This window comes from uncultured Bacteroides sp. (assembly GCF_905207245.1).
Classification (GTDB): Bacteria; Bacteroidota; Bacteroidia; order Bacteroidales; family Bacteroidaceae; genus Bacteroides.
On the sequence record NZ_CAJLKP010000040.1, the window covers coordinates 20804 to 43814 of the forward strand.

The window sequence follows — 23011 nt, forward strand, 5'->3', positions numbered from 1 at the left end:
CATGTGCTAATATGTTAATATGCTAATCTTCAGAGAAATGTACCAATACCTGACGGTAGGAATTGAATATCTTTGATTTGGAAACAAATCCCAGATAATGCCCTTCTTCATCTACCACAGGAAGATTCCATGCCTGCGTATCATCAAATGTACGCATCACTTGTTCCATGCTATCCGTATCATACAGACGAGCCGGAATAGCTATCATCAATTTGCCCACCGTGAAGCGGTGATACAATTCCTGGCGGAACATAATGTTCCGGATATCATCCAGAATTACAATGCCAATCAATATTCCGGTTTTATCCGTCACAGGGAATATATTACGACGGGAAGCAGAAATAGCCTTTACCAATTCACCCAAGTCCATTTCAGGATGAACAACAACAAAATCTTTCTCCACCACATTTTCCACTTTCATTAGCGTCAACACAGCTTTGTCTTTATGATGTGTCAGCAACTCACCTTTCTTTGCCAAACGCATGGAATAGATACTATGAGGTTCGAAAACTATTATTGTCAGATAAGAACTGGCGGCCACAATCATTAGCGGAAGGAAGAGGTCATACCCTCCCGTAAGCTCGGCTATCAGAAAGACTCCCGTCAACGGGGCATGCATGACACCACTCATCACACCCGCCATACCCATCAAAGCAAAATTCTTTTCAGGCAAATAATAAGAAAAATCAAACTTATTACTGAAAAAGGCGAAGACAAAACCTGCTATACAGCCCAGATACAAAGAGGGTGCAAAAATACCACCGCAACCACCACCGCCATTCGTGGCACTGGATGCAAATACCTTAAACAGGATAATCAGCATCAGATAGAGCAATAGCAAGTTGCCATGCCCATAAAAGAATGAATTGTTCATCACCGTATCCCAATCAGCATTAGAAGTACCATTCAGCAACAATTCAATAGTATCGTAACCTTCACCATAAAGCGGTGGGAAAAGGAAAATCAATATACTCAGCATTATGCCGCCCAAAGCCAATTTCTGATACGGACCTTTCAGTTTACCAAATACGCCTTCCACAGAATTCATCGCACGGGTAAAGTAGAGCGAAACCAGTCCGCAGAAGATTCCCAACATAATCACATAGGGAATGCGCTCCATCTCAAATGCCTGGTCGAGATGAAACTTAAACATTGCTTCCGTACCTGTAGTGATGTAAGAAACAGTGGCGGCAGTCACTGCAGAAATCAGCAATGGGAGTAAAGAAGTCATGGTCAGGTCTATCATCAGTACTTCCAATGTAAATACCAATCCCGCAATAGGAGCCTTAAAGATACCGGCAATAGCACCGGCAGCACCACAACCCACCAGAAGCATCAGCGTGCGGTGCTCCATCTTGAAGACACTTCCCAGATTGGAACCGATAGCCGATCCCGTCAGCACAATAGGTGCCTCCGCCCCTACCGAACCACCGAAACCGATGGTTATGGAACTGGCAATCACAGACGACCATGTGTTATGCCGCTTGATTCGTCCCTGCCTCCGGGAAATTGCATAGAGGATTTTGGTTACTCCATGACTAATGTCATCCTTCACCACATATCGCACAAACAATCCTGCCAGGAAAATACCTACTACGGGATAAACCAAATAGAGGTAGTTGGCTTCTGTTGTATTAAAATTATTCGTCAGGAAATTCTGTATCCAATGTATCAGCATCTTCAGTATCAGGGCAGTGATAGCCGTAAAAATACCTACCAGAAAGCTGAGTATCAAAATAAACTGCTTTTCCTTAATATTCTTCTCGCGCCATAAAAGGAAACGCTGAAACAAACTTCTCTTCTCTTTTTCCATTATACCTATTTATAGACCTTCACCCCTGCAAACCGGATAAAGGTAGCTGACTAAAGCAGCATCATTTATTCGCGTATGATTTTAATAACGCCCCCCTTATCCAGTTTGATAATGCTGGATGGTTTCGGATGTCCTATTTCATCCTGGCGATACCCCACCACATAGTCTACCAAAGACTTAAGTTCTTCTGTAATTTCACTGAAATTTGCTGGCGAAGGTTGTCCGCTGACATTAGCAGATGTAGAAACAATCGCCTTGCGGAATTGTTGACAAAGACGTTTTGAGAATTCCTCATTCGTCACCCTGATACCCACGCTACCATCTTCGGCAAGCAAGTTAGGAGCCAAATTGCGTGCACCGGAATAGATGATAGTCAGTGGTTTGTCTGCCACTTCAATCAAATCCCAAGCCACTTCCGGCACATCCTGCACATAGAAGTCCACCTTCACGGCAGAATCGACCAATACCAGCATCGCTTTACTGTCCGAGCGCTGCTTAATCTCATACACGCGCCGCACAGCTTCTTCGTTGGTGGCGTCACAACCAATGCCCCAAATGGTGTCGGTGGGATACAAAATGACTCCGCCTTCATTCATCACCTGACAGGCTTTTTTAATATCTTCTATCATTTCTTGGTGTATAAATACAGTGATTAACACGCAAAAGTACTATTTTTGCACGGATTAATAGAAAAGTTTAAGAGAAAACAATGGAAGAAATTCAATTTAACCACACCCTGCCCATACAACTACGATTTAATGATGTCGATAAGTTCGGTCATGTGAACAATACGGTCTACTTCTCTTTCTATGATTTGGGAAAAACCGAGTACTTTGCTTCTGTGTGTCCGGACGTTGACTGGGAAAGAGATGGCATTGTCGTTGTGCACATCGAAGCTAACTTCCTTGCACAAATTTACGGTTCGGACCACATCGCCGTACAGACTGCCGTTACGGAAATCGGGACAAAGAGTTTTCACCTCGCCCAGCGAGTGATTGATACGAAAACTCAGGAAATCAAGTGCGTCTGCACCTCCATCATGGTTGCTTTCAATCTTGAAAAGCATGAATCCAAGCCACTGGAGGAGGAATGGATTAATGCAATCTGTCAATATGAAGGAAGAGATTTGAGAAAGAAGAAATAAAAACAAATTCTCATCACACAAGCTTCTTAGTACATTCCCTCCTATTATTCTGAGTCTCTCCATTTCTCAGATTTACAATAGGAGTGATATGTGCTTATCGAAATAAAGCGGATGATAAAATCGTCCATTCATTATATCACAATAACAGGCAAATAGTACATTTTAGTTGCAGAATGTCGGTTTTCATCAACTATCAGTAACCAAGACTTCAAATTAAAAGCCACTTTCGGAAGATTGAAACCTTTAGTCTTCAGCATCAGACCATCTGTTTGCATACAACAGATGGTCTATTCGATGCAATTACATGGTCTGTTTGAGCAAAACAAACGGTCTTTTTTGCCCAAACAAGCAATCTTCCATTTACTAAGGCTACACCTTTTGTACCATAAAGCTACACCTTAGTTACAAAAGGGTGATACCATCACCTAAAAAGGGTGTAGTCCTCCCGATAAACAGGTGCTTATTCTTCTATTTCGAAGCAAACAAGCCACATAGCTAAATAATCATTTTTAAAGAAATTCTTCTGATATATGTTCAAATAAGAATCAAACAAAACATTTTTTTCTTCCTAAGTTTCCGTTTTGTCCCCATTCTGCATCAAATAGCATTTCTCAAACGGAGAATCCTTGCGTTTTTCCATACCATGTCCTCCCTCTACACGAAAGAAAGAAACGTGAGATGCCAGGATTAACATTTTGTCATTTACTTCACTTCTTTACATAACTTTATTTGTTCCCTAACTATTTATTTACCTACGTACCCTCCAGACGAATCAAAAAAAAGAGATGCTGTTTCGTTATTATTATACTGTTTCCATTAGGGAAATAGAAATTAATAAATTATATTTGCCAGACAGAAATTTATTAATTAAAAGGAAACATGACTAAAAAAAATTATTTATGGAGCACAGTCCCATTGATTGGACCCAACTGCATAAAAACGGATATTTCTGATACGAGCAGTAAATTTACGTAGATAAGATTTATCCGCATTCAGCCACATTTTCTTGAATACAAAATAAATTACTTTCATTTTTACTATTTTATATGATTCGCCTGATATTGCTGACAGATTTTACTGAATCCTTTGCATATAATTTGCTTAAAGGAGTTCTCGCCTACTCAAAGAGCCATGAGCCATGGGTTGTATGCCGGATGCCACCTTCCTACAAACATACCTATGGCATAGAGGGAGTATTGAGATGGGCAAAAGCCTGGCAAGCAGATGCAATTATCGGGCAATTCGACAATGAAGATAATGTAGAGCTTTTCCGCAAGAACGGAATTATAGCAGTGGCGCAAGACTATAAATCGAGGTTTACCAACATTCCCAATATTACCGGCGATTATCATAAAACCGGCAGAATGGCAGCAGAGTTCTTTCTGAGCAAAGGTTTCCAGAACTTTGCTTTCTACGGCTATCGTAATACCGTCTGGTCACAGGAACGCTGTGACGGCTTTTACGAGTGTATAGCTGCGCAAGGTTTCGGTAGCAATTTTTCTTCTTATCAGGAGCAATCCCTTGATGATTTATGGTTTTATGAAGCTTCCCCCTTGCTCACCTGGCTGAAGTCGCTACCTCAGCCCACAGCACTCATGGCTTGTGATGACAATCAAGGGAACCGCATTACCGAAATCTGTAAAGTCAACAATATCAAAGTGCCTGATAAAATAGCCATATTGGGTGTTGATAATGATGAAATTATATGCAACCTTTCTGATCCTCCTCTATCCAGCATCAGCCACAACATCGTGAGAGGTGGTTTTGAAGCGGCCGAACTCATAGAACATTTGCTGAACGACGAAGAGGCCAGTTACTATGACGTAGTCCTTCAACCCGTCAACATAGTAAACCGCCTTTCAACTGATTTCTACTCCACCGCCGACGCGTACATACATACCGCCCTGAAATATATCCATCAGAATCTGGCTTCAAACATCACTGTTTCAGATATTGTTAAACAAGTTCCTTTGTCACGCCGTTTGCTGGAAATTCGTTTTAAGCAGGTCACCCAACAATCTATTCACAAATATATCTTCAACCTTAGAATGGAGCGTTTTGCCCAGTTACTGTTGGCTAGTGACGCCCCTATCGTAGAAGTAGCGGAACAGGTTGGAATAAACAATTTAAAAAACCTGTCCCGCCAGTTCAAAGCACTAAAAAAAGTCTCACCCAATGAATACAGAAAAGAACATCAGAAGATGACTGACTGCAATTACAAAAAGATAACGAAATAATATATATATGTAATACCTATTAATCAGGAATAAACAACATATCGTCAGGTAAGGTCGTTTCCAGAATATTCCGTCCGGAATATCCCACTTCCAATTCCTGCCCCATATAATCTTCAAAATATAACAAATGTAGCTCATGGAAGCCTTTCTCAAGAGCTATTTTCCCTTCAGCACGGCGTCCACTGTGCCCGCCGTCATTATTAACCACCAGTTTACCGTCTATGTAAAGCACAGAACCATCATCAGAGAAGGTATAAAAGCGATAGACGCCCTTCTCGGGGATATTTACCAATGTACGGAAATCATAAGCAAAGTGATCTGTAACAGCAGCTTCTCCAATTGAGAAGTTCTTCATGGTTCCCTCCTTCACCTTACCACAAGATGCGATGTCAGCAACACGCTTACATTTTCCTTCATAATAGATATACGCCACACCATGCTTATCAGGAGACACATTCTTGGCCGGTTGATAAGTCATGGTCTGCTCTTCTTCCGAATTTAGTCCCGAAGGATAATAATAGGCAGCTTCCCGTCCTGAAGGAGTAGATATCCATGTATCAAACTTATATTTACCTTCATATAGCTCAATGATACGGGCACCTCTGGTCAATACTCCATACGCATCTGTACCGGTCACTCGTCCATAGCCAAGAGCTATCCCTTTAGCTATTCCAATAAAATCATTATCATGATCGTGCCCTACAAATACTCCCATTACATCCTTCATATCAATAAATGAAGCAAACATACCGGAATTGATATTTGATGAAGCAACTCCGCCCTCTTTGTCATTGCCAAAGGTTTTTCCATCTCCGGTAAGTTCGTTATATTCAATCAGCGGAATATGGAAGAAAGCTAATGCAGGCACAGGGGTGCCACCATTACCGGCTGCTAAAGATGCACTCTGCTTGCGATACCATTCAATCTGATTGAAGTGAATCCAATCATAAGCACCATAAAGTTTATTTGGCTGATAGTCATTAGAATCCATACAATAGAGTGATGCTGCTACTTTATCTTTCTCTTTTGAGGCATAAACAGGAATGACACAATTGCCATATCCAACATCCTTCGGACCTTTTGCCCCTACATAATAGGGAGATTTTAAAAGGAAATCGTAAATATCACCACGTGTCATGTATTCTGCATCGTGATTGCCCATAGTCACAACAAAAGGAGTTTTAGTTTCATTAAAGATGCCGACCACCGCTTTCCAGCCGTCAATGGCAGGGTCAGCAGTCACCACATCTCCGCTCAATACAGCAAGATCTGGACATTCGGATTTCAGGACAGCACGAATAGTAGCGGCTGTTTCAGCGCACTTCGGAGATTCGGGTGTCCAGTGCAAGTCCGTAAACTGGGCTATTACAAACTTTCCGTCTCTGAAAGCGAACCGACTTTGAGCCGACAGCAAAGCAGGAAGTATACATACCCACAAAAATAAAAGAATAAGTTTCTTCTTCATAATACATATGTTTTAAGGTCAATAAAACTCTATTTCATCAATAGCCAGGCGGCTCTGTTGTCCTGCATGATAGTAACCTTCGGGACATAAGCCTCCGTTCAATAGTTCCAGGCAGATATACCTTGCAGTAATCTCCGGGAAGGAATACGACACAGGGAAACGAGTGGCTTCAGTAGGTGTGAAATCATAAGAATACTCTGTGCTACCCACAGAAGTAAATGTCTTACTATCTGTAGAAACAGAAACTGATAGTTTTCTTGCAGGCCAAAGTGTATCAAACGGCCGCCACAGAAAAGCAAAAGCCACCCTATTTACAGGCATCGCCTTCCCAAGATCAACGGTAATCCGCACCGTATCTCCACGGAAAATCACCCAACGGCGCAAATCACGGGTATAACCACGGATACCATCCGTCAGCCCAATGCCTTCATTCACTTTCTCCGCAACCGGAAGCGGTACACATTCATATGGATTTCCAGTAGCCTTGTTCACTGCAAACTCCTTATGCATAATTCTGCCCAACGGTTTTCCATCCCTGTAAACAGCCGCATAAACAGTAGCATCTTCGGATAAACTCACAGGCGCTTTATATAAATTAGAAGAAGAAGACACCACAGAATCGTTAATTGCATAATAAATCTCAGTATCAGGACAGAAAGTTTTCAGAGTTACTTCATAAGTATGACGAGAATCATTCCATGCTCCCGTCAGATTTACCTCATAGAAGTTACGGCAAGCATTTACTCCACAATAATCCAACCGCTTGAATTCTCCATCCAATCGCTGAGCAAATGAGCTGAAATTCTTATTCTCCGGTTGAGTCCATTGCACCTCGGACATCGCCAACAAGCGAGGGAAAGCCATATACTCAAAGTATTCAGGAGTTTGAATATATTCTCCCCAGACATTGGCTTGAGTTCCTATGATGTAAGCCTGCTCTTCAGGTGTCAGTTCGGTGGGAAGCGGATTGTAAACATAAACACTGTCTAACGGTAAGAAACCGCCGATAGCCAACGGAGCAAATTCCGGACTTTCCTGATAATGGTCAATGTAGCATTCGTCACCGGGCGTCATAATAACCTTGTGCTTCTGGCGGGCAGCTTCGATACCTCCTTCTTCTCCACGCCATGACATCACCGTGGCATTAGGAGCAAGTCCTCCTTCCAATATTTCATCCCAGCCAATAATATCGCGCCCCTTACTGTTCACAAATTGCTCTATCCGATGTATGAACCAGCTCTGTAACGCTTCCTCATCCTTCAAGCCTTCCCGCTTCATCAAAGCCTGGCAATGGCCGCATTTTTTCCATGCTTTCTTCGGACATTCATCTCCACCGATGTGAATATAGTGACTGGGGAAAAGGTCAATAACCTCCGTCAACACATCTTCCAAAAAGTTGAACGTACCTTCTTTGGGACAATAGACTTCATCAAAAACATCAAAGTAATCGCGCACAACATAAGTCTTCCCTAATCCACAGGAAAGTTCCGGATAAGAAGCCAATGCAGCCGAAGCATGTCCCGGCATCTCAATTTCGGGGATTACGGTGATAAAACGGTCGGAGGCATATTTCACAATCTCCCTGATTTCATCCTGCGTATAATATCCCTCTTTCTCTTTTCCATCGAAACGCCGCGGATAATAGTAATCGCAATGTCCTACTTGGGTTTGTTTACGATGAGAACCTATTTCAATAAGTTTCGAATATTTTTTTATCTCTATTCTCCAACCTTGATCATCCGTCAGGTGGAAATGAAATTTATTCAGTTTATACATAGCCATCAGGTCGAGGAACTTCAAGACTTCTTCCTTGGGCAGGAAATTACGCCCCACATCCATCATAGCTCCACGATAGGGAAAACGAGGGGCATCCGTAATGTTGACTGCAGGAATTTCTATGTTGTTTTCATACTTTCGCTGAGTATCATAGATTTCTGCGGGCATGAGCTGCAATAAAGACTGAACGCCATAGAACAGTCCGGCTGCACTTGCATTAGAACTGATTTTTATATTATGAGAAGATACCTCCAACGTATAAGCCTCATCAGGTAAAGTATCGTTTATCAGGAAACTAATATCAGCCTGTTCAGTTAAAGAAACACGCTTTAGTGTAACCGAAGTATTCTTCAAGGCATTCTCCATATACTGAAAAACTTTTATAGAAGGTTCTTCAGAAGATACAGCCACAGTCTTTTCACCCTGCAAAATATACGTTCCCTGTTCCGGAACTATCCCGTTAGGCATAGGTATAATGCCGTAGTCTTTCATACTATCATTATGCCCTTCTCCACAGGATAGAAGAGTAAACGATGCGGCAAGTATCCAATAAGCTATTTTCATAACGTTTGAGATAATAAGTTAGGGTATTCACGTATTGTTTTAAGTATAAGTTCGCCGAACAATGTATTTGCCCATGCAAACCAGGAGCGAGTAAAGTCCGCTGCATTCTCCACATTAAAGGACTCATGCATGAAGCCCGTTTCTCCGTCCGTATCACGCAATTGTTTCAGGCAAACGCGTATCTCCTCAGGATTGTCTGTTGTAAAGGCTTTCATGATGATGCTCATCGGCCAAATATAATTTAACCCGACATGAGGGCCTCCCACCCCTTCCCCGGCTTTTCCTTTGAAGAAATAGGGATTATTGTCACTCCATATCATTTTACGGGTATTCTGGTAAATGGCATCTTTAGAAGAACAATAACCCAGATAAGGAGCAGACAAAAGACTGGGCACATTGGCATCGTCCATACAAAGTGCATTGCCGAAGCCATCCACCTCAAAGGCATAAATTCGCCCGCAAACAGGATGATTGAATGTTCCGTATTTACGAATGGCAGCATCCACTTCGTCTGCCAATGCCGTACATTCTCCGGCAAAGGTCTCATTCTTGTACACTTTATGCTCTATCTCCGCCAACTGCCGCAATGACACAACTGCAAACATATTGGAAGGTATCAGGAAACCGTATTGAGTAGCATCGTCCGAAGGACGGAAAGACGAGACTATCAGACCGACAGGTTTGACCGGTGCTCCCCATCCATTATTAATCTGCGAATCAGTCGGACGATCACAGTCACGCGTAAAACTATACGGCCCCAGGTTCTCCTTACGTTGTTGCTCCCTAAAGGTTCGAACCACCAACGTCATAGCCTCGTGCCAGTCTGCACCGAACACTAAAGTATCACCCGTCTGTAGCCAATAATGATAAGCCAAACGGATAGGATAGCACAGAGAATCTACTTCCCACTTACGTTCATGCAATTCCTTCACCATATGTTGTGTGTGGTCAGTCTCCCAATAACTGCCCAACGGTCCGTCATTGAAAGCATTGGCATAAGGATCTATCAAGATACACTTCGCCTGCCTGTTGATAAGTCCTGCTACCAGAAGTTGTAGTTCCTTATCTTCTTTCGTCAGCGGCAAATATGGCCATACCTGTGCAGAAGAGTCACGCAGCCACATAGCATCGATATCCCCCGTAATGACAAAAGTGTCCGGACGGCCTTCCTTCATCTTATGCCGGATAGTAGTGTCGAGCGTATTTGGGAAACAGTTCTCAAACATCCAACGGAGTTTCTCATCTTTTATCTTTTTCTTTCCCTCTGCAATGGCTGCCTCTACTGCCTTGGAAGTAAAGCACCTCTTATCCTCAGAAGGACGCAATGAAGTATACTTCTGCCCCAACTCTCCGGATGAAGGGAACACTGAAGACGGCCGGATTGCCATTGCAGCCAGGGCAAGTCCTCCAGCTTTCAGAAATTGACGTCGTGACATCTTGTTTTTCATGATAAACGTTTTTTATTAATAGGTATGTTTACCGGGTGTGACACTAATCTTCTTTTCTTTCTCACCATAGAGCACAAGCAGTTCAAAGCCTACGTTAGTATCTACAGTGATACGGGGTTCGTCACTTGCAGAACGGCGTGCCTCAGCTTTCAGACTGATTACTCCCTCCGGTCCGAAAGGATAACGCTCTATTCCGTTAACCTCTGTCAGATTCATATCCCAGACAATCTGCTGTCCAGTATAATCTCCTCGGATACCTATGATAAACTCTATCAGTTCGGCAATAGGCGGAAGACCGGCCCAGCCCACGAACTCTTTTCTTGCCATAAATCCGGGGTCCGCACTTTCAGGAGCATAATATTCCCAGAAAGTACCGGTTTTCTTATATACTTCCAGCACCTCGGCATAGTGGTTCAGAGAAATCTCCCGTGCCAGTTTGCGATAGCCCTTCTCGATAAGTCCCTGCATCACCATGTAATTGGTGCCCGGCCATATTCCACCTTGCCAATAGCGTCCGTTTTCCTTATATTTGGGGTTGTCGGCAGACAAGGAAGGCACCCGGTATTTTCGTTTGAATGTCTCCGGATTATCCAGTTCCTTCACCAGGCGGTCAAGTTGTTTGGTATCCAGAACATCGGAATACAAAGCCCAGTAAGCACCTATTCCTTTCGTTGTGCAAAGTGTCCCGTCAGCATACTGGTCGTACAGGAAACCCGTTTTTTCATCCCAAAGATTGTCGTGGATATATTTTCCCAACATCTTGGCTTCGTCTTCAAACTCTTCTATTTCCTGCCAACGCTCCAGATAGAATCCCATCTCAAGCAGCAGATTGGCGGTAAACAGTTGTTGAAGATTGGTATCCAACCAAATCATGTGTCCGTGACTGTAAATGGGATTGTAGCCTGACGGCACACGGGGCATGTTATCCATACCCGTTCCCCAGCCGCTCGACCAGTATGTGCCATTCCGCCACGTACGGTTCAGTTTCAGCCATTTGTAATAGCCGCAAAGCACCGGGAATATCTTATGCAAGCGTTCTGTATCTCCGAACTGGTGATAATATACCATTTCGCACCAGGGAATCAGGTTGGGTCCCGTACTAACGGGATCATAACGCTCGAAGCAATCAGCCCCGTCAACCTTTATTTCACGGCAAATGAAACCGTCGGGGTGCTGTTTGGCATAGAAATTATCCAATGTACGCTGAAAAGGAAAAAAGCGTGTACCATAGCGGGCAAACATAAGGATGAACGAAGAATCCCACATAAAGATATTACCGTTATAGGCTGTATCCAGATAGCTTGAAACAAAGCCGGAACCCGGTTGCGGTGCACGGATATTACCGATAGCTATTTCCCATGCCCGCCAATACATTTCAAGTTCCTTTTCATGCCCGCCCCAAATGGGATTGGGAAGAATCTGCCGGGCTTCTTCAAAGCTCTTCGGTTCAATCGTTTCGGGTTTAGCCACACGATACTCATTCTCGGTGACCAAGGGCTCTTTTACATACGTATTTTTATAAGGCAAATGATATTTCTCATCATTACCACAGCTCTGGGCTTTCAGCGAAGTAAGTGCCGGAAAGGCGAGCAGGCATACAAATAAAATATGTTTCAGCATGGGAAATAGTTGTTTAGTTTATAGACCGAGCAATTTCTTTATCTTATCGCAGACAGCAGTATTCTCATAAATACCGGTAAACTCTTCTGCCCCGGGGCCGAATGCATATACCGGTACCATCACTCCACTGTGTCCTCCCGTAGAGAATTTACATACGATTTTACCTTCCTGCAAGTCGCCGTCCACCAGTGTAAGCCCACCGGTTTCATGGTCGGCGGTAACCACTACCAATGTCTCCCCATCCTCGGCAGCCCATTTATAAATAGCGCCGATGGTACGGTCAAAGTCATGTGTTTCCTGCATCAGCAGATCAAGATCGTTGAAGTGTCCGTAATCATCCAACTGTGAACCTTCAATCATCATAAAGAAGCCATTCTTGTTCTGGTTCAGCAACTCGATGCCTTTCAATGAAGCGCGGGTAAGGAGATCACCGCGTTCGGCAGGAAGCGGAGTATCTACCGGATAGGGCACAGCGAATACTTTGCCGCTCTTTATGGCTGCCAAGTCATCCCAGCTACGGGGAGTCTGGAAACCTTTATCACGTAATTCTTTAAAGAGATCACGTCCGTCTTCGCGGTCTTCAAAGAGTTTGGCACCACCACCGAATACATAGTCTGCACTACAATTCACATAATCTGTTACAATCTCAGCTTCGGCATCCCGGTCGCTATTGTGGCAGCAGAAATCAGCAGGAGTGGCATCCCAAAGGCGGCAGGTCACTGCTATTCCGGTCGATTTACCTTTGGCAGCAGCGAAATCTACTAACGACTTCAACGGACGGCCTTCCGTATCTACGCCTACAGCATGATAATTTGTCTTGTGTCCGGTAGCCAAAGCTGTGCCACCTGCACCGGAATCGGTAATCAGTTTATTGGCACAGTAAGTCTTGGATAAACCTACAGTTTGGCAATTATCCAGAAATAACTTACCACGGTTGGCTGTCCATGCCGAATATACATGCATAAGGCTCATGCCATCGCCAATCATCAGTATGACATTCTTTATCTTTTTCCCTTGAGGCGGGGTTATTTTTGTTACTGCATACGGATTTTCCAATACATACGTTTGTTCCTTGTCCCGGCGACTTTGCGCCAATACACTGCCAGGCAATAATGCAATTGCCAAAACTACGAATACGCAGTTTCTCAAAATCTTCTTCATTGCTATTAATTTACTGTTATCAACTATTTCCATTTATAAAGCCCTCTCACTCCACCGTCACAAGAACAGGTGCATGGTCCGACAGGAAAGCAGCATTTTCAGTTTCCGCCAGAACACCATATCTAAGAACCTTAAGTCCATTGCGCACAAATACATAGTCAATCAACGGACGATGATCATAGGGAATCTTTCCGAAATCATGGTAGCTCCACGAAGGGCCATAAACAATGGGAGATGCCGTACGCGCATCCGTCAAATGTTCCGGATCAGTAGGATCAGTTACATGCTTGATTACATCCGATTCCGGTTCCGAGTTGAAATCTCCGGTAACAATCACCGGCAGTCCGTCACTCAACTGATTCACTTTATTCAGCATAAGGCTTATCCCTTCGCGACGAGCCACAATACCCACATGATCCAGGTGGGTATTCAATGCAAAGACTTCCTTACCGGAAACCTTATCTTTCAGTTTTGCCCACGAAGCTATACGTTCACAAGCTCCGTCCCATCCTTTGGAACCGGCTACCTCAGGTGTTTCGCTCAGCCAGAAATATCCGGAATCTATCAGCGTAAAACGGTCTTTCTTATACCAAAGGGCACTATATTCACCTTTCTCTTTTCCGTCTTCACGACCCACTCCAATCACATCATACTCCGGCAAACGTTGTTTCAAGTCCTCCAACTGATTGTGCAGCACTTCCTGTGTTCCCAATATATCTACATTATAAAAGCGAATAGCATTTGCAGCACGGTCTTTCCTGAATTTCCAGTTATCCAGACTATCTTCCGGATTATCATAACGGATATTGAAAGACATTACATTGATAGGTTCCGGAGCGGAAACCTCTTGTTTCACTTGCCCGCATGATGCAGCAAGGAATGGTAAAAACAACAAAAATATTCTTTTCATGATATTTATGTATTAATGATTATTTCACAAACAATACAGAAGCCGGTACAGGTGCCAACTCCTTTGCAGAAGGAAGCTTCCAGGCCCAACTCAGATGTTCACCTTCATAGTCCTCAAAATAATAAAGCATATAGGGATGAAATCCTTTCTTCAAGGCAATAAATCCCGTAGCAGGAATAGCAGCATGAGAACCATCATTGTTCACTACCAATTCATGGTCGATATATAAAACACTGCCATCGTCCGAGCGCGTCTGGAAGGTATAAACCCCATCTTCAGGAACGTTTATCAGACCAGAGAATATATAACCGAAATGGTCTTCTTGCCGGGCTCCTTTTATGGAAGGTTCCGGCATGATGCCTGATTCCACTAATGGAGTTTTTTCCATATCCGCCACTTTCTGGTAAGTGCCCTCAAAATATTTATAGGATGTACCATTTTGAACAGGATTCACCGGAAGCGATGCTTTCAATTCAGCTTTAGTGGCCCAAATGGATAAGGTGCTACTCGGTTGGAAGCCTCCTTTGAATCCTTTTGCCTTTATCTGCGTGGTCTTATCCAGTTCGAAGGGTTTTTCATAAAGCGGAGACAATTCTGTAGGTTCACTTCCATCCAGCGTATATCTGATTTCTGCATCATTCGTCGCTGTAGCCAGAGCAATGGTTACCGTACCCATAAACAAGTTCAGATCTTTGTCAACGTAAGGAATGGAAACCACATTCTCCTTAGTATAAGAGTAAGGAGAAGCTTCCTCGGAAATCCCTCTTATCTTGTCCGGTTTATCAGATAAGGTAAAGCGTAATTCACCGCCTCCCATTAGTTGAGAGTAAGTGATATAATTAGTATCTATCGGTTCTCCGTTCAGTTCAACTTTGCTTATATATACATTCTTCTTCGGATTGTTGGCAAGAATGGTCAGTGTCTTCCCATTGGCTAACTTCACGACTGCTTTCTCAAACAAAGGACTGGTCAATGCAAATTCATTGCTTCCGGGACATACAGAATAGATTCCCAGACTTGATAATATATACCATGCAGACATCTGCCCACAATCTTCGTTGCCAATAATACCCTCCGGAGTAGGGTGATACATTTCATGAAGCAAGCGGCGCGTCATTTCCTGTGTTTTCCAAGGTTGTCCCACATAATCATACAGATAAGCGATGTGGTGGCTCGGCTCGTTACCATGTACATATTGTCCTATCAGGCCGGTAATATCAACGAGATCACCATCCACTTTCGATTCTACCGTAAAGATAGAGTCGAGCGCAACAGTAAATTCTTTTTTTCCGCCAAACAGTTGCGCCATTCCGTTCACATCGTGAGGCACAAAGAAGCGGTACTGCCAGGCAGAGGCTTCCGTATAGGCACGTCCTACCTCGGAAGGATTGAAGGGAGTTTCCCAGTTGCCATCCATCCGCTTACCTCGGAAGAACCTTGTAGAGCCATCAAATACATTGATATAGTTCTGGGAGCGTTCGATGTATTTTTGATATACCTCTTCTTTTCCCATCGCCTGAGCCATACGTGCAATGCACCAATCATCGTAAGCAAACTCTAATAAGCAGGAGATAGATTCTTTTTTGATATTCGAAGGAATAAAGCCATACTGAATATAATAGTCTGCTCCTTTTTTATTCTTTTCGGATGAAACAACCATAGCATCCAATGCTTTTTCCGCATCGAACCCTCTGATTCCTTTCAAATAGGCATCAGCTATGACAGAAACCGAATGATATCCAATCATAGTCCCTGTCTCGCTGGCTGAAAGCGGCCAGATAGGAAGTTCGCCCGAAGCATCATAAATATTCAGGTAGGAGTTAACCATATTGTTTACCAATGTAGTGTCAATCAGCGTCATCAAAGGATTCCATGCACGGAAAGTATCCCAAAGGGAGAAAGTGGAATACTGCTTTTCGCCTTTAGGCAACTGCTTTATCTGCATGTCATGGCGGCGATACTCACCATTGACATCGCTCACAACATTGGGCACCACCATAGCATGATACATGGCTGTATAAAAATCTGCCAAATCATCAGCATCTCCTCCTTCAATCGTGATGGCAGATAGCACTTGTTCCCAAGCAAGCCGGGCAGCAGCATGCACTGCATCAAAATTGAAGTCTTTCACTTCAGATTCCAGATTCATGCGTGCATTTTCCTCACTTACCAGTGATAATCCCACTTTGGCTACAACAGGTTCCCCATCACTACTATCGAAAGCAAGAACAGCCTGCAAGTCGGTGCCAAACAATCTTGTTCCGGCAGGCATTATCTTCTTATCCTTTACAAAATCAACAGACTTGAAAGATTTAGAGAATTGGGCTACAAAATAGACATATTGATTGTCCGTCCATCCCCTGGTTCTTCGCATACCTGCAATTTCATTGGCAGACGTCTGCTCCAAGGAAGCTTCGTAAATATATTCATTGTCAAGCAAGTGAGCCAAATCGATGATGACAGACGCCTCTTTACCAGAAGGATATGTATAGCAATGCATACCGACATGTGTGGTTGCAGTCAGTTCTACTTTTATGCCTTCTTCTTTTAAAACCACCGAATAATATCCCACCGATGCCTTCTCGTCTTTATGAGAAAAAACAGCAGGCTGGTAGATACACTTCTCTGCAGCCAAATCTGCCTCTTGAATTGTTGGACGGAACAAAACATCCCCCAAATCAATACATCCGGTTCCACTCAGATGTGTATGCGAAAAACCATTCAGGGTTGTATCGTCATAGTGATACCCTGAACAAGCATCCCAATTTCCGGAACGGGTATCAGGACTCAGTTGCACTGCACCAAAAGGAACAGTTGCTCCCGGATAGGTATGACCGTGAAAGCCGGTACCTATAAAGGGATTTACATAATCAACGGGGGATTGCTCACCGGAACTACAAGACCAGCAAGCAAGGAGGGCAATAACTGCGTATGTCAAATTTCTTAATTTCATCGGGCTACATTAAAAATATGATTCTGTTAATAATCTTTGCTCCGGAAAGCAAAAAGAAGAAAATTCTGCAAGGATCGATACGGGAAAATACCAACCCTTGCAGATTAGACCAATGGCAATGAGGTCTATTCTATAAATTTATTCTTCAGAACGAAGATTAATTATAACCGGCATTTTGCTTCAACTTACCATTCGATTTGGTAATCTGTTCCGACGGATAAGGGAATACCAGCATATAATCCGCATACGTACCCTTTTTCAAATAATCAGCATAAGGTTCAATCGTAAATTCCGATTCCGGATTAGAACGGTCGGTATACTTACGGATGCGTGGATGTGCATTCAATTCCTGAGCTGCCAGATTTTTTATCTCAGTATTTGAGGAACGATGCCAACGTTTCAGGTCAAACAAGTGATCGGTATATTCAAAAGCCAATTCACAACGACGTTCGTGATACAAATCCGCCATGGTTACTGTACCTGTCAGTTCTTCCAAATTAGAACGTCTGCGGATACGGTTCAAATCTTCTTTTGCTTTGTCAGCCTGATTGGTCATCAGATAGGCTTCAGCACGGAATAACAACATTTCTGCAAAACGAATCAACGGGAAGTTCACACGACCTGTCGGCCAGTTGCCGTTTGTATTTACATATCCCTGAGTGTCAGCATCCTTATGCTTAAACGGGTCCATATACTTGTTAATCTGGAAACCTACATCCAGATTCGTATCAGAATAGAACTTACGTTTTTCACCAAAGAACTGGAATTCCTGATTATATTCCAAGATAGAGCGTACCAGACGATCGTTACCTGCACCATCTTTTCTCATTTCTTCATAAATATCATAAGATGGCTTAATTTGTCCCCAGCCATTATATACACCCCAGCCTTTATCTTCCAGAATAACACCTATGAACTCGACACCACCACCTGTAGAACCACCATTACCGGGAATAGACCAGATATATTCTTTATTCCAGAAATCCTTAAAATCAGAAGAGAACACTTCGTCAAAAGTAGGAGCCAAATCACGTCCATAATCACTTTCCAGGGAATTGACCATAGAAATCACATTGTTCCATTGCGTTTCGTCCCACATAGCCCAGTAAGCATATACTTTAGCTTTATAGGCCACGGCAGCCGCTTTGTGCGGACGTCCTTTGTCTTCATCCGTATATTCTTCAAACTTTGGCAAATATGAGATGGCTTTATCCATATCTTCTATAATATACTTATAGTTATCTATTACAGATGCCTGCTGCGGAGGAATAGAGTTATCATAGTCTCCTTCAAAATCTTCATAACGCACAAAAGGAACTCCCAGCTCTTTTGTACCATAACGATAGGCAATCCAGAAATGAGCCATACCACGCATAAAGTAGGCTTCACCTAAGCTCCGGTGTTCTACCGCAGTAAGTGTAGTCACTTTCTCTTTGGCAAGCAACTGCTTGATAATCCAATTAGAGCGAGCCATATTCTGGTAAAACAAATCATATCCTCCGAGTATGGGACTTTCATCACCGGTATAATCCAAAGTAGCCAAACTGTTGAAACCGCGTGTTTTTGCCCATACAATATCACAAGCAGCACCTTGTTCCCAGAACAACTCACGTCCAAAACCTTTTTCCTGATGAATGGGCGCATAAAGTCCGTCAATGGCATCAATCGCCTGTCCATCATTCACAAAATAAGTTGTAGTGGTAGGCTTACCTTCAGGCTGCACATCTAAAAAATCTCCGCAAGAGCAGAAGACCAATGCTGATAAAGCTAATATTGGTATATATTTTTTCATAATCCTCAATTTTAATTAATAAGTTAATTTCACACCAAAAGAGAATACTCTGGACACAGGGTACTTCAGCGCATCCCATCCACCACATTCAGGGTCCATACCTGAATAATTAGTAATCGTAAAGAGATTTTCACCGCTAAAGTAAACAGACATACGGCTACTGCGTTCACTTAAATGAGACCACTTTTGAAGCACGTCTGTCAAATCATAAGAGATGGTCAGATTTTTGAGGCGCAAATATGAAGCGTCTTCCAGATACCAATCGGAAGCTGTTGTGAAGTTAGAGTTCGGATCGTTAGCGGAGAGTCTGGGGATATTCGAAGAGGTATTGGTAGGACTCCATGCATTCAAAATTTCTTTTGAACGGTTGAAGTTACCATCTGCGTCACTTAAAAGCATATTTTTACCTGCATAGAATACCTGAGCACCTCCTACTCCCTGGAACATAGCACTAACGGATAACTTCTTATAGGTAGCACCCAGTGTGAAAGCATATGTCGTCTTTGGAGTAGAATTACCGCAATACTGACGGTCTTTATCGTCAATCTTACCATCATTGTTATAGTCAACAAACTTCAAGTCACCGGCAACAGCATTCGGCTGAATACGTTTTCCATCTTTCACATATGCAGCAGCTTCCTCATCACTTTGGAAAATACCGTCTGTCCTAATCAAATAGTAAGACCCTAACGGTTTACCTTCTGCAGTCTGGCGAGTATAAGGAATATTACGGAATTTAGAATCACTGTCAGTCCATACACCGGGGCTACCATCAGCATTCTTCACGCCTATATCAGAAACCCAGTTTTTCAGATAGGAGAAGTTACCGGATATGAAATAAGAGAAATTCTTATTGATATGATCGTTCCAACTGGCTGTCACTTCAAAACCACGGTTACGAACTTCACCTTGGTTAATCAACATCGGATCCAATCCGATAGAACTCGGCCAGTCCATGGTCTGTTTCTGAATCAAGTTAAAGGTACGCTTGTCGAAGTAGTCGAACGACAGAGACAAACGATTCTTGAACATTTCAACATCCAAACCTAAATCATACTGCTCAGAAGTTTCCCATGTCAGGTCTTTGTTCATTGCAGTAGAGTTATATACGAAATTGTTCCAAGTCGTATTATTAACCACACCATATTGAGCTTGTTCCTGCCAGTATGATGTTCCCAGCAAAAGTGATTTGTAACTATAACTGATAGAGCCGAGATTACCTACACGTCCCCAGGAAGCACGCAACTTCAACAAACTGAGCAGGTTGCTCTTCTTAAAGAACTTTTCGTTAGAAATCTTCCATGCCACAGTAGCTGCCGGAAAATCTCCAAAATTATTATCCTTTGGCAAGCGTCCGGCATAATCACGACGCCAGGATGCCGTCACAAAATAGCGGTCATCGTAAGAATAGGCAAGACGAGCCACCAATGAAACATTGGCATCAGGACCTGTCATATAATCGGTGGCCGAAGTAGAACCTGCATAAGCCAGATATTGTAAGTACGGAGTTTCATCTGCAAAATTCTTACCATTTACTTCCAAACCGCGTACATTATAATGATCGGCTGTAGTAGATAACAAGGCGCCGACTGTATGCTTCCCAAAACTATTATCATAAGTCAAAGTATTCTCTGTCTTCCAAGCATCAGAACGATAATTGGTCACATCCAGGCTATTCGAGTTATTTGGCTTGCCCGGTTCATCCTGAATGGGACGGAAGTTCTTATAGTTGTTACTCTTCAGATTGTACGTAAAGCGACTGGTAAATTTCAGACCGGGCACCACATTGGCTATTTGCAGACTGGTAGTGCTCCATACATCACTGGTTCTGTTGAAACGATTTTCCGCCTCCAGCAAACGTACCGGATTGACAGCATCACCGTGCGCACCCGCAAAATTGCTTCCATACTTCGCAATGTAAGCCGGATCTTCGGTAGTAGTACCTCCCCACGTGCCATCCAACGGATTATAAACAGTGGCACTGGCTGGCATGTAGATAGCTGAAAGAACAGGACCTGTATAGGCGTCATTCGTATCCTTAGAACGACTTTCCGTATTCTTCCATACAAAATCTTCGCTAATGCTCACCCATTTGTTCAGTTCGAACTTGCCATTGTATCGGATGGAGTAGTTCTTATTATAAGTATTAATCAATACCCCCTCATCGTTATCATAAGAGAAAGACAAACGACTGGAATAATTGTCGGTACCTACATTCAGCGCAATGTTGTGACGCTGATAGAAAGCTGTACGGAAAATCTCGTCCATCCAGTTGGTACGGGTAGTGGCAATCCACGGATTCTTTTCTACATTCCAACCATCGGGAAGAGCTATGCCAGCATTAGCATAAGAGATTCTGCGCATTTCCAACTCTCCTTCCGCATTCAGCGGTTCCGGCAGATTTGTAGCCTGACGGATGCCGTAAGTACCCTCATAGCTAAGTGTAGGCGCACCTGCTTTAGCCTTCTTGGTAGTGACCAGAATAACACCGCCTGCACCCGACTGTGCACCATAAATAGCAGCCGAAGCAGCATCTTTCAGCACTACGATAGACTCGATGTCACTCATAGATGCAATGGGAGCACCCGGCACGCCATCCACCACCCAGAGTACATTATCACCATTCTGCGAACCTTGTCCGCGAATCACAATAGAGGGAGTGGAAGTAGGGTCACCGCCATCGGCCTGAACCGTGACACCCGCCAACTGACCTTGCAACATACTTTCCGTAGAGCTGACCGGACGAGCCGTCAGTTCATCCGTGTTATTCAGCACCCCTACAGCAGCCGACAAGTCTTGCTTGCGGGCATTTGCACCATATCCCAGCACAACCACTTCTTCCAGAAGTTCCGTATCTTCTTTCAGAATAACCATCATAGGCTTGCCCGTAACCGGAATTTCCTGAGTGGTGTAGCCGATAAAACTGATAACCAGTATATCCCCTTTAGTCCCCGACAACGAAAATTCACCATTAGGATTCGTTATAACTCCCGTAGAAGTTCCTTTTATCAAAACATTGGCACCAATCACAGGTTCACCCGTTTGGTCTTTCACTGTTCCCGTCACCGAAATCTGTTGTGCGTAAGCACCCACCGACAAGAACAGGCCTAACAATAAGGTTAGAATCGTTCGATAGATTCTAAGATTTACTTGTTCCATGCATTAAGAAATTAAAGTTAATAATTATAGATAATTTCACGTCTGCCTCAAAGGTTGAAAGGCAGGATTACAGCTGTATCATATTTTTTTCTTAAACCTTTTTCTACTAAAATAAGTATCCGATTTTACTCCTCAAACAAAGCTGAGGCGCCCAGTAAACTGGCATCTTTCAGATGTGATGGTATCACCTTCACCTTATTTGATATAACATCATAAGGAAACTCATGCATCGCACCCTTCATGGCTTCTTCGAAGAGTGAAAAAGCCGACACAATGCCGCCTCCCAAAATAATGGCTTGTGGAGCATAAGTAAAAAGAATTACTTTCATAAGATTACCCAAATGAATACCAAATTCTTTCCAGATATCCAGCGCAACCTGTTCTCCCAGCTTCGCCTTTTCTGCTATTACTGCACCGGTAGTGTGATGCTGTTCTTTGAAGAAGAAACTACTGCAATAATGTTCAAAGTCAGAGTCCAGATAAGGTAATGAGCCTATTTCACCGGCTCCCATATATTCGCCACAATACAAACGATGATTGATAATGACGCCCGCTCCTATACCCGTTCCAATGGTAACTCCAACCATATTAGCATAAGATTGTCCTGCACCGAACAACTTTTCGCCAAGCGTAAAACAATTGGAATCATTATTAATAGCGACCGGTACATTAAACCTATCTTCCAGAATCGTCTTCAAGTAGATTTCTTTCCAGGAAGATATATTAGCCACATTATAGACAATACCTTTTTCCGGATCAACAATCGAAGGGACACCTATGCCGATACCCTCTATCCGTTCATTCATTACACTCTCGATTAGTTGAAAAAGTTGTCCGAGTACTGTAGAGGAATCCGCTTGCGCGAGGCAAGATACCGATGTCTTATTCAAGCATCTGCCGTCTTCAATTTGCGCTATCCGAATGTTAGTTCCTCCGAGATCAATTGCCAGTTTCATCGTATATAGTTTT

14 protein-coding genes are annotated in these 23011 nt (G+C 43.2%); 2 read left to right on the plus strand and 12 right to left on the minus strand.

Features of this window, described 5'->3' with window-relative positions:
* Window positions 1–22: 22 nt before the first annotated feature.
* Window positions 23–1813: a chloride channel protein gene (locus tag QZ135_RS13160; RefSeq protein ID WP_294609890.1), complete on the minus strand. Its 1791-nt coding sequence runs from the start codon at window positions 1811–1813 to the stop codon at window positions 23–25.
* A gap of 65 nt (window positions 1814–1878) precedes the next feature.
* Window positions 1879–2442 (minus strand): L-threonylcarbamoyladenylate synthase, encoded by a 564-nt coding sequence (locus tag QZ135_RS13165; RefSeq protein ID WP_294609893.1) that lies wholly within the window; start codon window positions 2440–2442, stop codon window positions 1879–1881.
* An 80-nt stretch (window positions 2443–2522) separates the two neighbouring features.
* On the opposite strand from QZ135_RS13165, the gene QZ135_RS13170 reads away from it, so the two are divergent.
* Both QZ135_RS13170 and QZ135_RS13175 read left to right on the plus strand, forming a co-directional pair.
* Window positions 2523–2957 (plus strand): thioesterase family protein, encoded by a 435-nt coding sequence (locus QZ135_RS13170; RefSeq protein ID WP_294609896.1) that lies wholly within the window; start codon window positions 2523–2525, stop codon window positions 2955–2957.
* 1046 nt (window positions 2958–4003) lie between these two features.
* The gene (locus tag QZ135_RS13175; protein ID WP_294609899.1) at window positions 4004–5194 is read left to right on the plus strand and encodes a DNA-binding transcriptional regulator; all 1191 of its coding nucleotides are present in this window, start codon (window positions 4004–4006) and stop codon (window positions 5192–5194) included.
* Between the two features lie 19 nt (window positions 5195–5213).
* Here the strand turns inward: QZ135_RS13175 and QZ135_RS13180 are convergent, their stop codons facing one another.
* From QZ135_RS13180 to QZ135_RS13225, 10 genes are all read right to left on the minus strand, one after another.
* A complete protein-coding gene (locus QZ135_RS13180; RefSeq protein ID WP_294609901.1) occupies window positions 5214–6659 on the minus strand; it encodes a PA14 domain-containing protein in 1446 nt (481 codons plus the stop codon).
* An 18-nt stretch (window positions 6660–6677) separates the two neighbouring features.
* Window positions 6678–8999, minus strand: coding sequence for a glycoside hydrolase family 20 protein (locus QZ135_RS13185; protein WP_294609904.1), 2322 nt, complete (start codon window positions 8997–8999; stop codon window positions 6678–6680).
* Window positions 8996–10447, minus strand: a complete 1452-nt coding sequence (locus tag QZ135_RS13190) for a glycoside hydrolase family 125 protein (protein WP_294609907.1) — start codon at window positions 10445–10447, stop codon at window positions 8996–8998. The genes QZ135_RS13185 and QZ135_RS13190 overlap by 4 nt, the downstream gene beginning before the upstream one ends.
* 15 nt (window positions 10448–10462) lie before the next feature.
* Window positions 10463–12067: a trehalase family glycosidase gene (locus QZ135_RS13195; RefSeq protein ID WP_294609911.1), complete on the minus strand. Its 1605-nt coding sequence runs from the start codon at window positions 12065–12067 to the stop codon at window positions 10463–10465.
* A gap of 18 nt (window positions 12068–12085) precedes the next feature.
* Window positions 12086–13228 (minus strand): alkaline phosphatase, encoded by a 1143-nt coding sequence (locus QZ135_RS13200; RefSeq protein ID WP_294609914.1) that lies wholly within the window; start codon window positions 13226–13228, stop codon window positions 12086–12088.
* A gap of 46 nt (window positions 13229–13274) precedes the next feature.
* The gene (locus QZ135_RS13205) at window positions 13275–14138 is read right to left on the minus strand and encodes an endonuclease/exonuclease/phosphatase family protein (RefSeq protein ID WP_294609917.1); all 864 of its coding nucleotides are present in this window, start codon (window positions 14136–14138) and stop codon (window positions 13275–13277) included.
* Window positions 14139–14157: 19 nt separating this feature from the next.
* Window positions 14158–17091, minus strand: coding sequence for a GH92 family glycosyl hydrolase (locus QZ135_RS13210; protein WP_294609920.1), 2934 nt, complete (start codon window positions 17089–17091; stop codon window positions 14158–14160).
* 157 nt (window positions 17092–17248) lie between these two features.
* The gene (locus QZ135_RS13215) at window positions 17249–18883 is read right to left on the minus strand and encodes a RagB/SusD family nutrient uptake outer membrane protein (protein WP_294609923.1); all 1635 of its coding nucleotides are present in this window, start codon (window positions 18881–18883) and stop codon (window positions 17249–17251) included.
* A 15-nt stretch (window positions 18884–18898) separates the two neighbouring features.
* On the minus strand, window positions 18899–22042 hold the full coding sequence (locus QZ135_RS13220; RefSeq protein ID WP_294609926.1) for a TonB-dependent receptor: 3144 nt from the start codon (window positions 22040–22042) through the stop codon (window positions 18899–18901).
* Between the two features lie 125 nt (window positions 22043–22167).
* Window positions 22168–22998 (minus strand): ROK family protein, encoded by an 831-nt coding sequence (locus QZ135_RS13225; RefSeq protein ID WP_294609929.1) that lies wholly within the window; start codon window positions 22996–22998, stop codon window positions 22168–22170.
* Between the last annotated feature and the right edge of the window lie 13 nt (window positions 22999–23011).

What these genes read in the sequence shown, in the direction of transcription:
- QZ135_RS13190 (WP_294609907.1), bottom strand. Translation starts at nt 10,447, where the DNA reads ATGAAAAACAAGATGTCACGACGTCAATTTCTGAAAGCTGGAGGACTT.
- QZ135_RS13160 (WP_294609890.1), bottom strand. Translation starts at nt 1,813, where the DNA reads ATGGAAAAAGAGAAGAGAAGTTTGTTTCAGCGTTTCCTTTTATGGCGC.
- QZ135_RS13175 (WP_294609899.1), top strand. Translation starts at nt 4,004, where the DNA reads ATGATTCGCCTGATATTGCTGACAGATTTTACTGAATCCTTTGCATAT.
- QZ135_RS13210 (WP_294609920.1), bottom strand. Translation starts at nt 17,091, where the DNA reads ATGAAATTAAGAAATTTGACATACGCAGTTATTGCCCTCCTTGCTTGC.
- QZ135_RS13225 (WP_294609929.1), bottom strand. Translation starts at nt 22,998, where the DNA reads ATGAAACTGGCAATTGATCTCGGAGGAACTAACATTCGGATAGCGCAA.
- QZ135_RS13170 (WP_294609896.1), top strand. Translation starts at nt 2,523, where the DNA reads ATGGAAGAAATTCAATTTAACCACACCCTGCCCATACAACTACGATTT.
- QZ135_RS13185 (WP_294609904.1), bottom strand. Translation starts at nt 8,999, where the DNA reads ATGAAAATAGCTTATTGGATACTTGCCGCATCGTTTACTCTTCTATCC.
- QZ135_RS13205 (WP_294609917.1), bottom strand. Translation starts at nt 14,138, where the DNA reads ATGAAAAGAATATTTTTGTTGTTTTTACCATTCCTTGCTGCATCATGC.
- QZ135_RS13180 (WP_294609901.1), bottom strand. Translation starts at nt 6,659, where the DNA reads ATGAAGAAGAAACTTATTCTTTTATTTTTGTGGGTATGTATACTTCCT.
- QZ135_RS13165 (WP_294609893.1), bottom strand. Translation starts at nt 2,442, where the DNA reads ATGATAGAAGATATTAAAAAAGCCTGTCAGGTGATGAATGAAGGCGGA.
- QZ135_RS13215 (WP_294609923.1), bottom strand. Translation starts at nt 18,883, where the DNA reads ATGAAAAAATATATACCAATATTAGCTTTATCAGCATTGGTCTTCTGC.
- QZ135_RS13195 (WP_294609911.1), bottom strand. Translation starts at nt 12,067, where the DNA reads ATGCTGAAACATATTTTATTTGTATGCCTGCTCGCCTTTCCGGCACTT.
- QZ135_RS13200 (WP_294609914.1), bottom strand. Translation starts at nt 13,228, where the DNA reads ATGAAGAAGATTTTGAGAAACTGCGTATTCGTAGTTTTGGCAATTGCA.
- QZ135_RS13220 (WP_294609926.1), bottom strand. Translation starts at nt 22,042, where the DNA reads ATGGAACAAGTAAATCTTAGAATCTATCGAACGATTCTAACCTTATTG.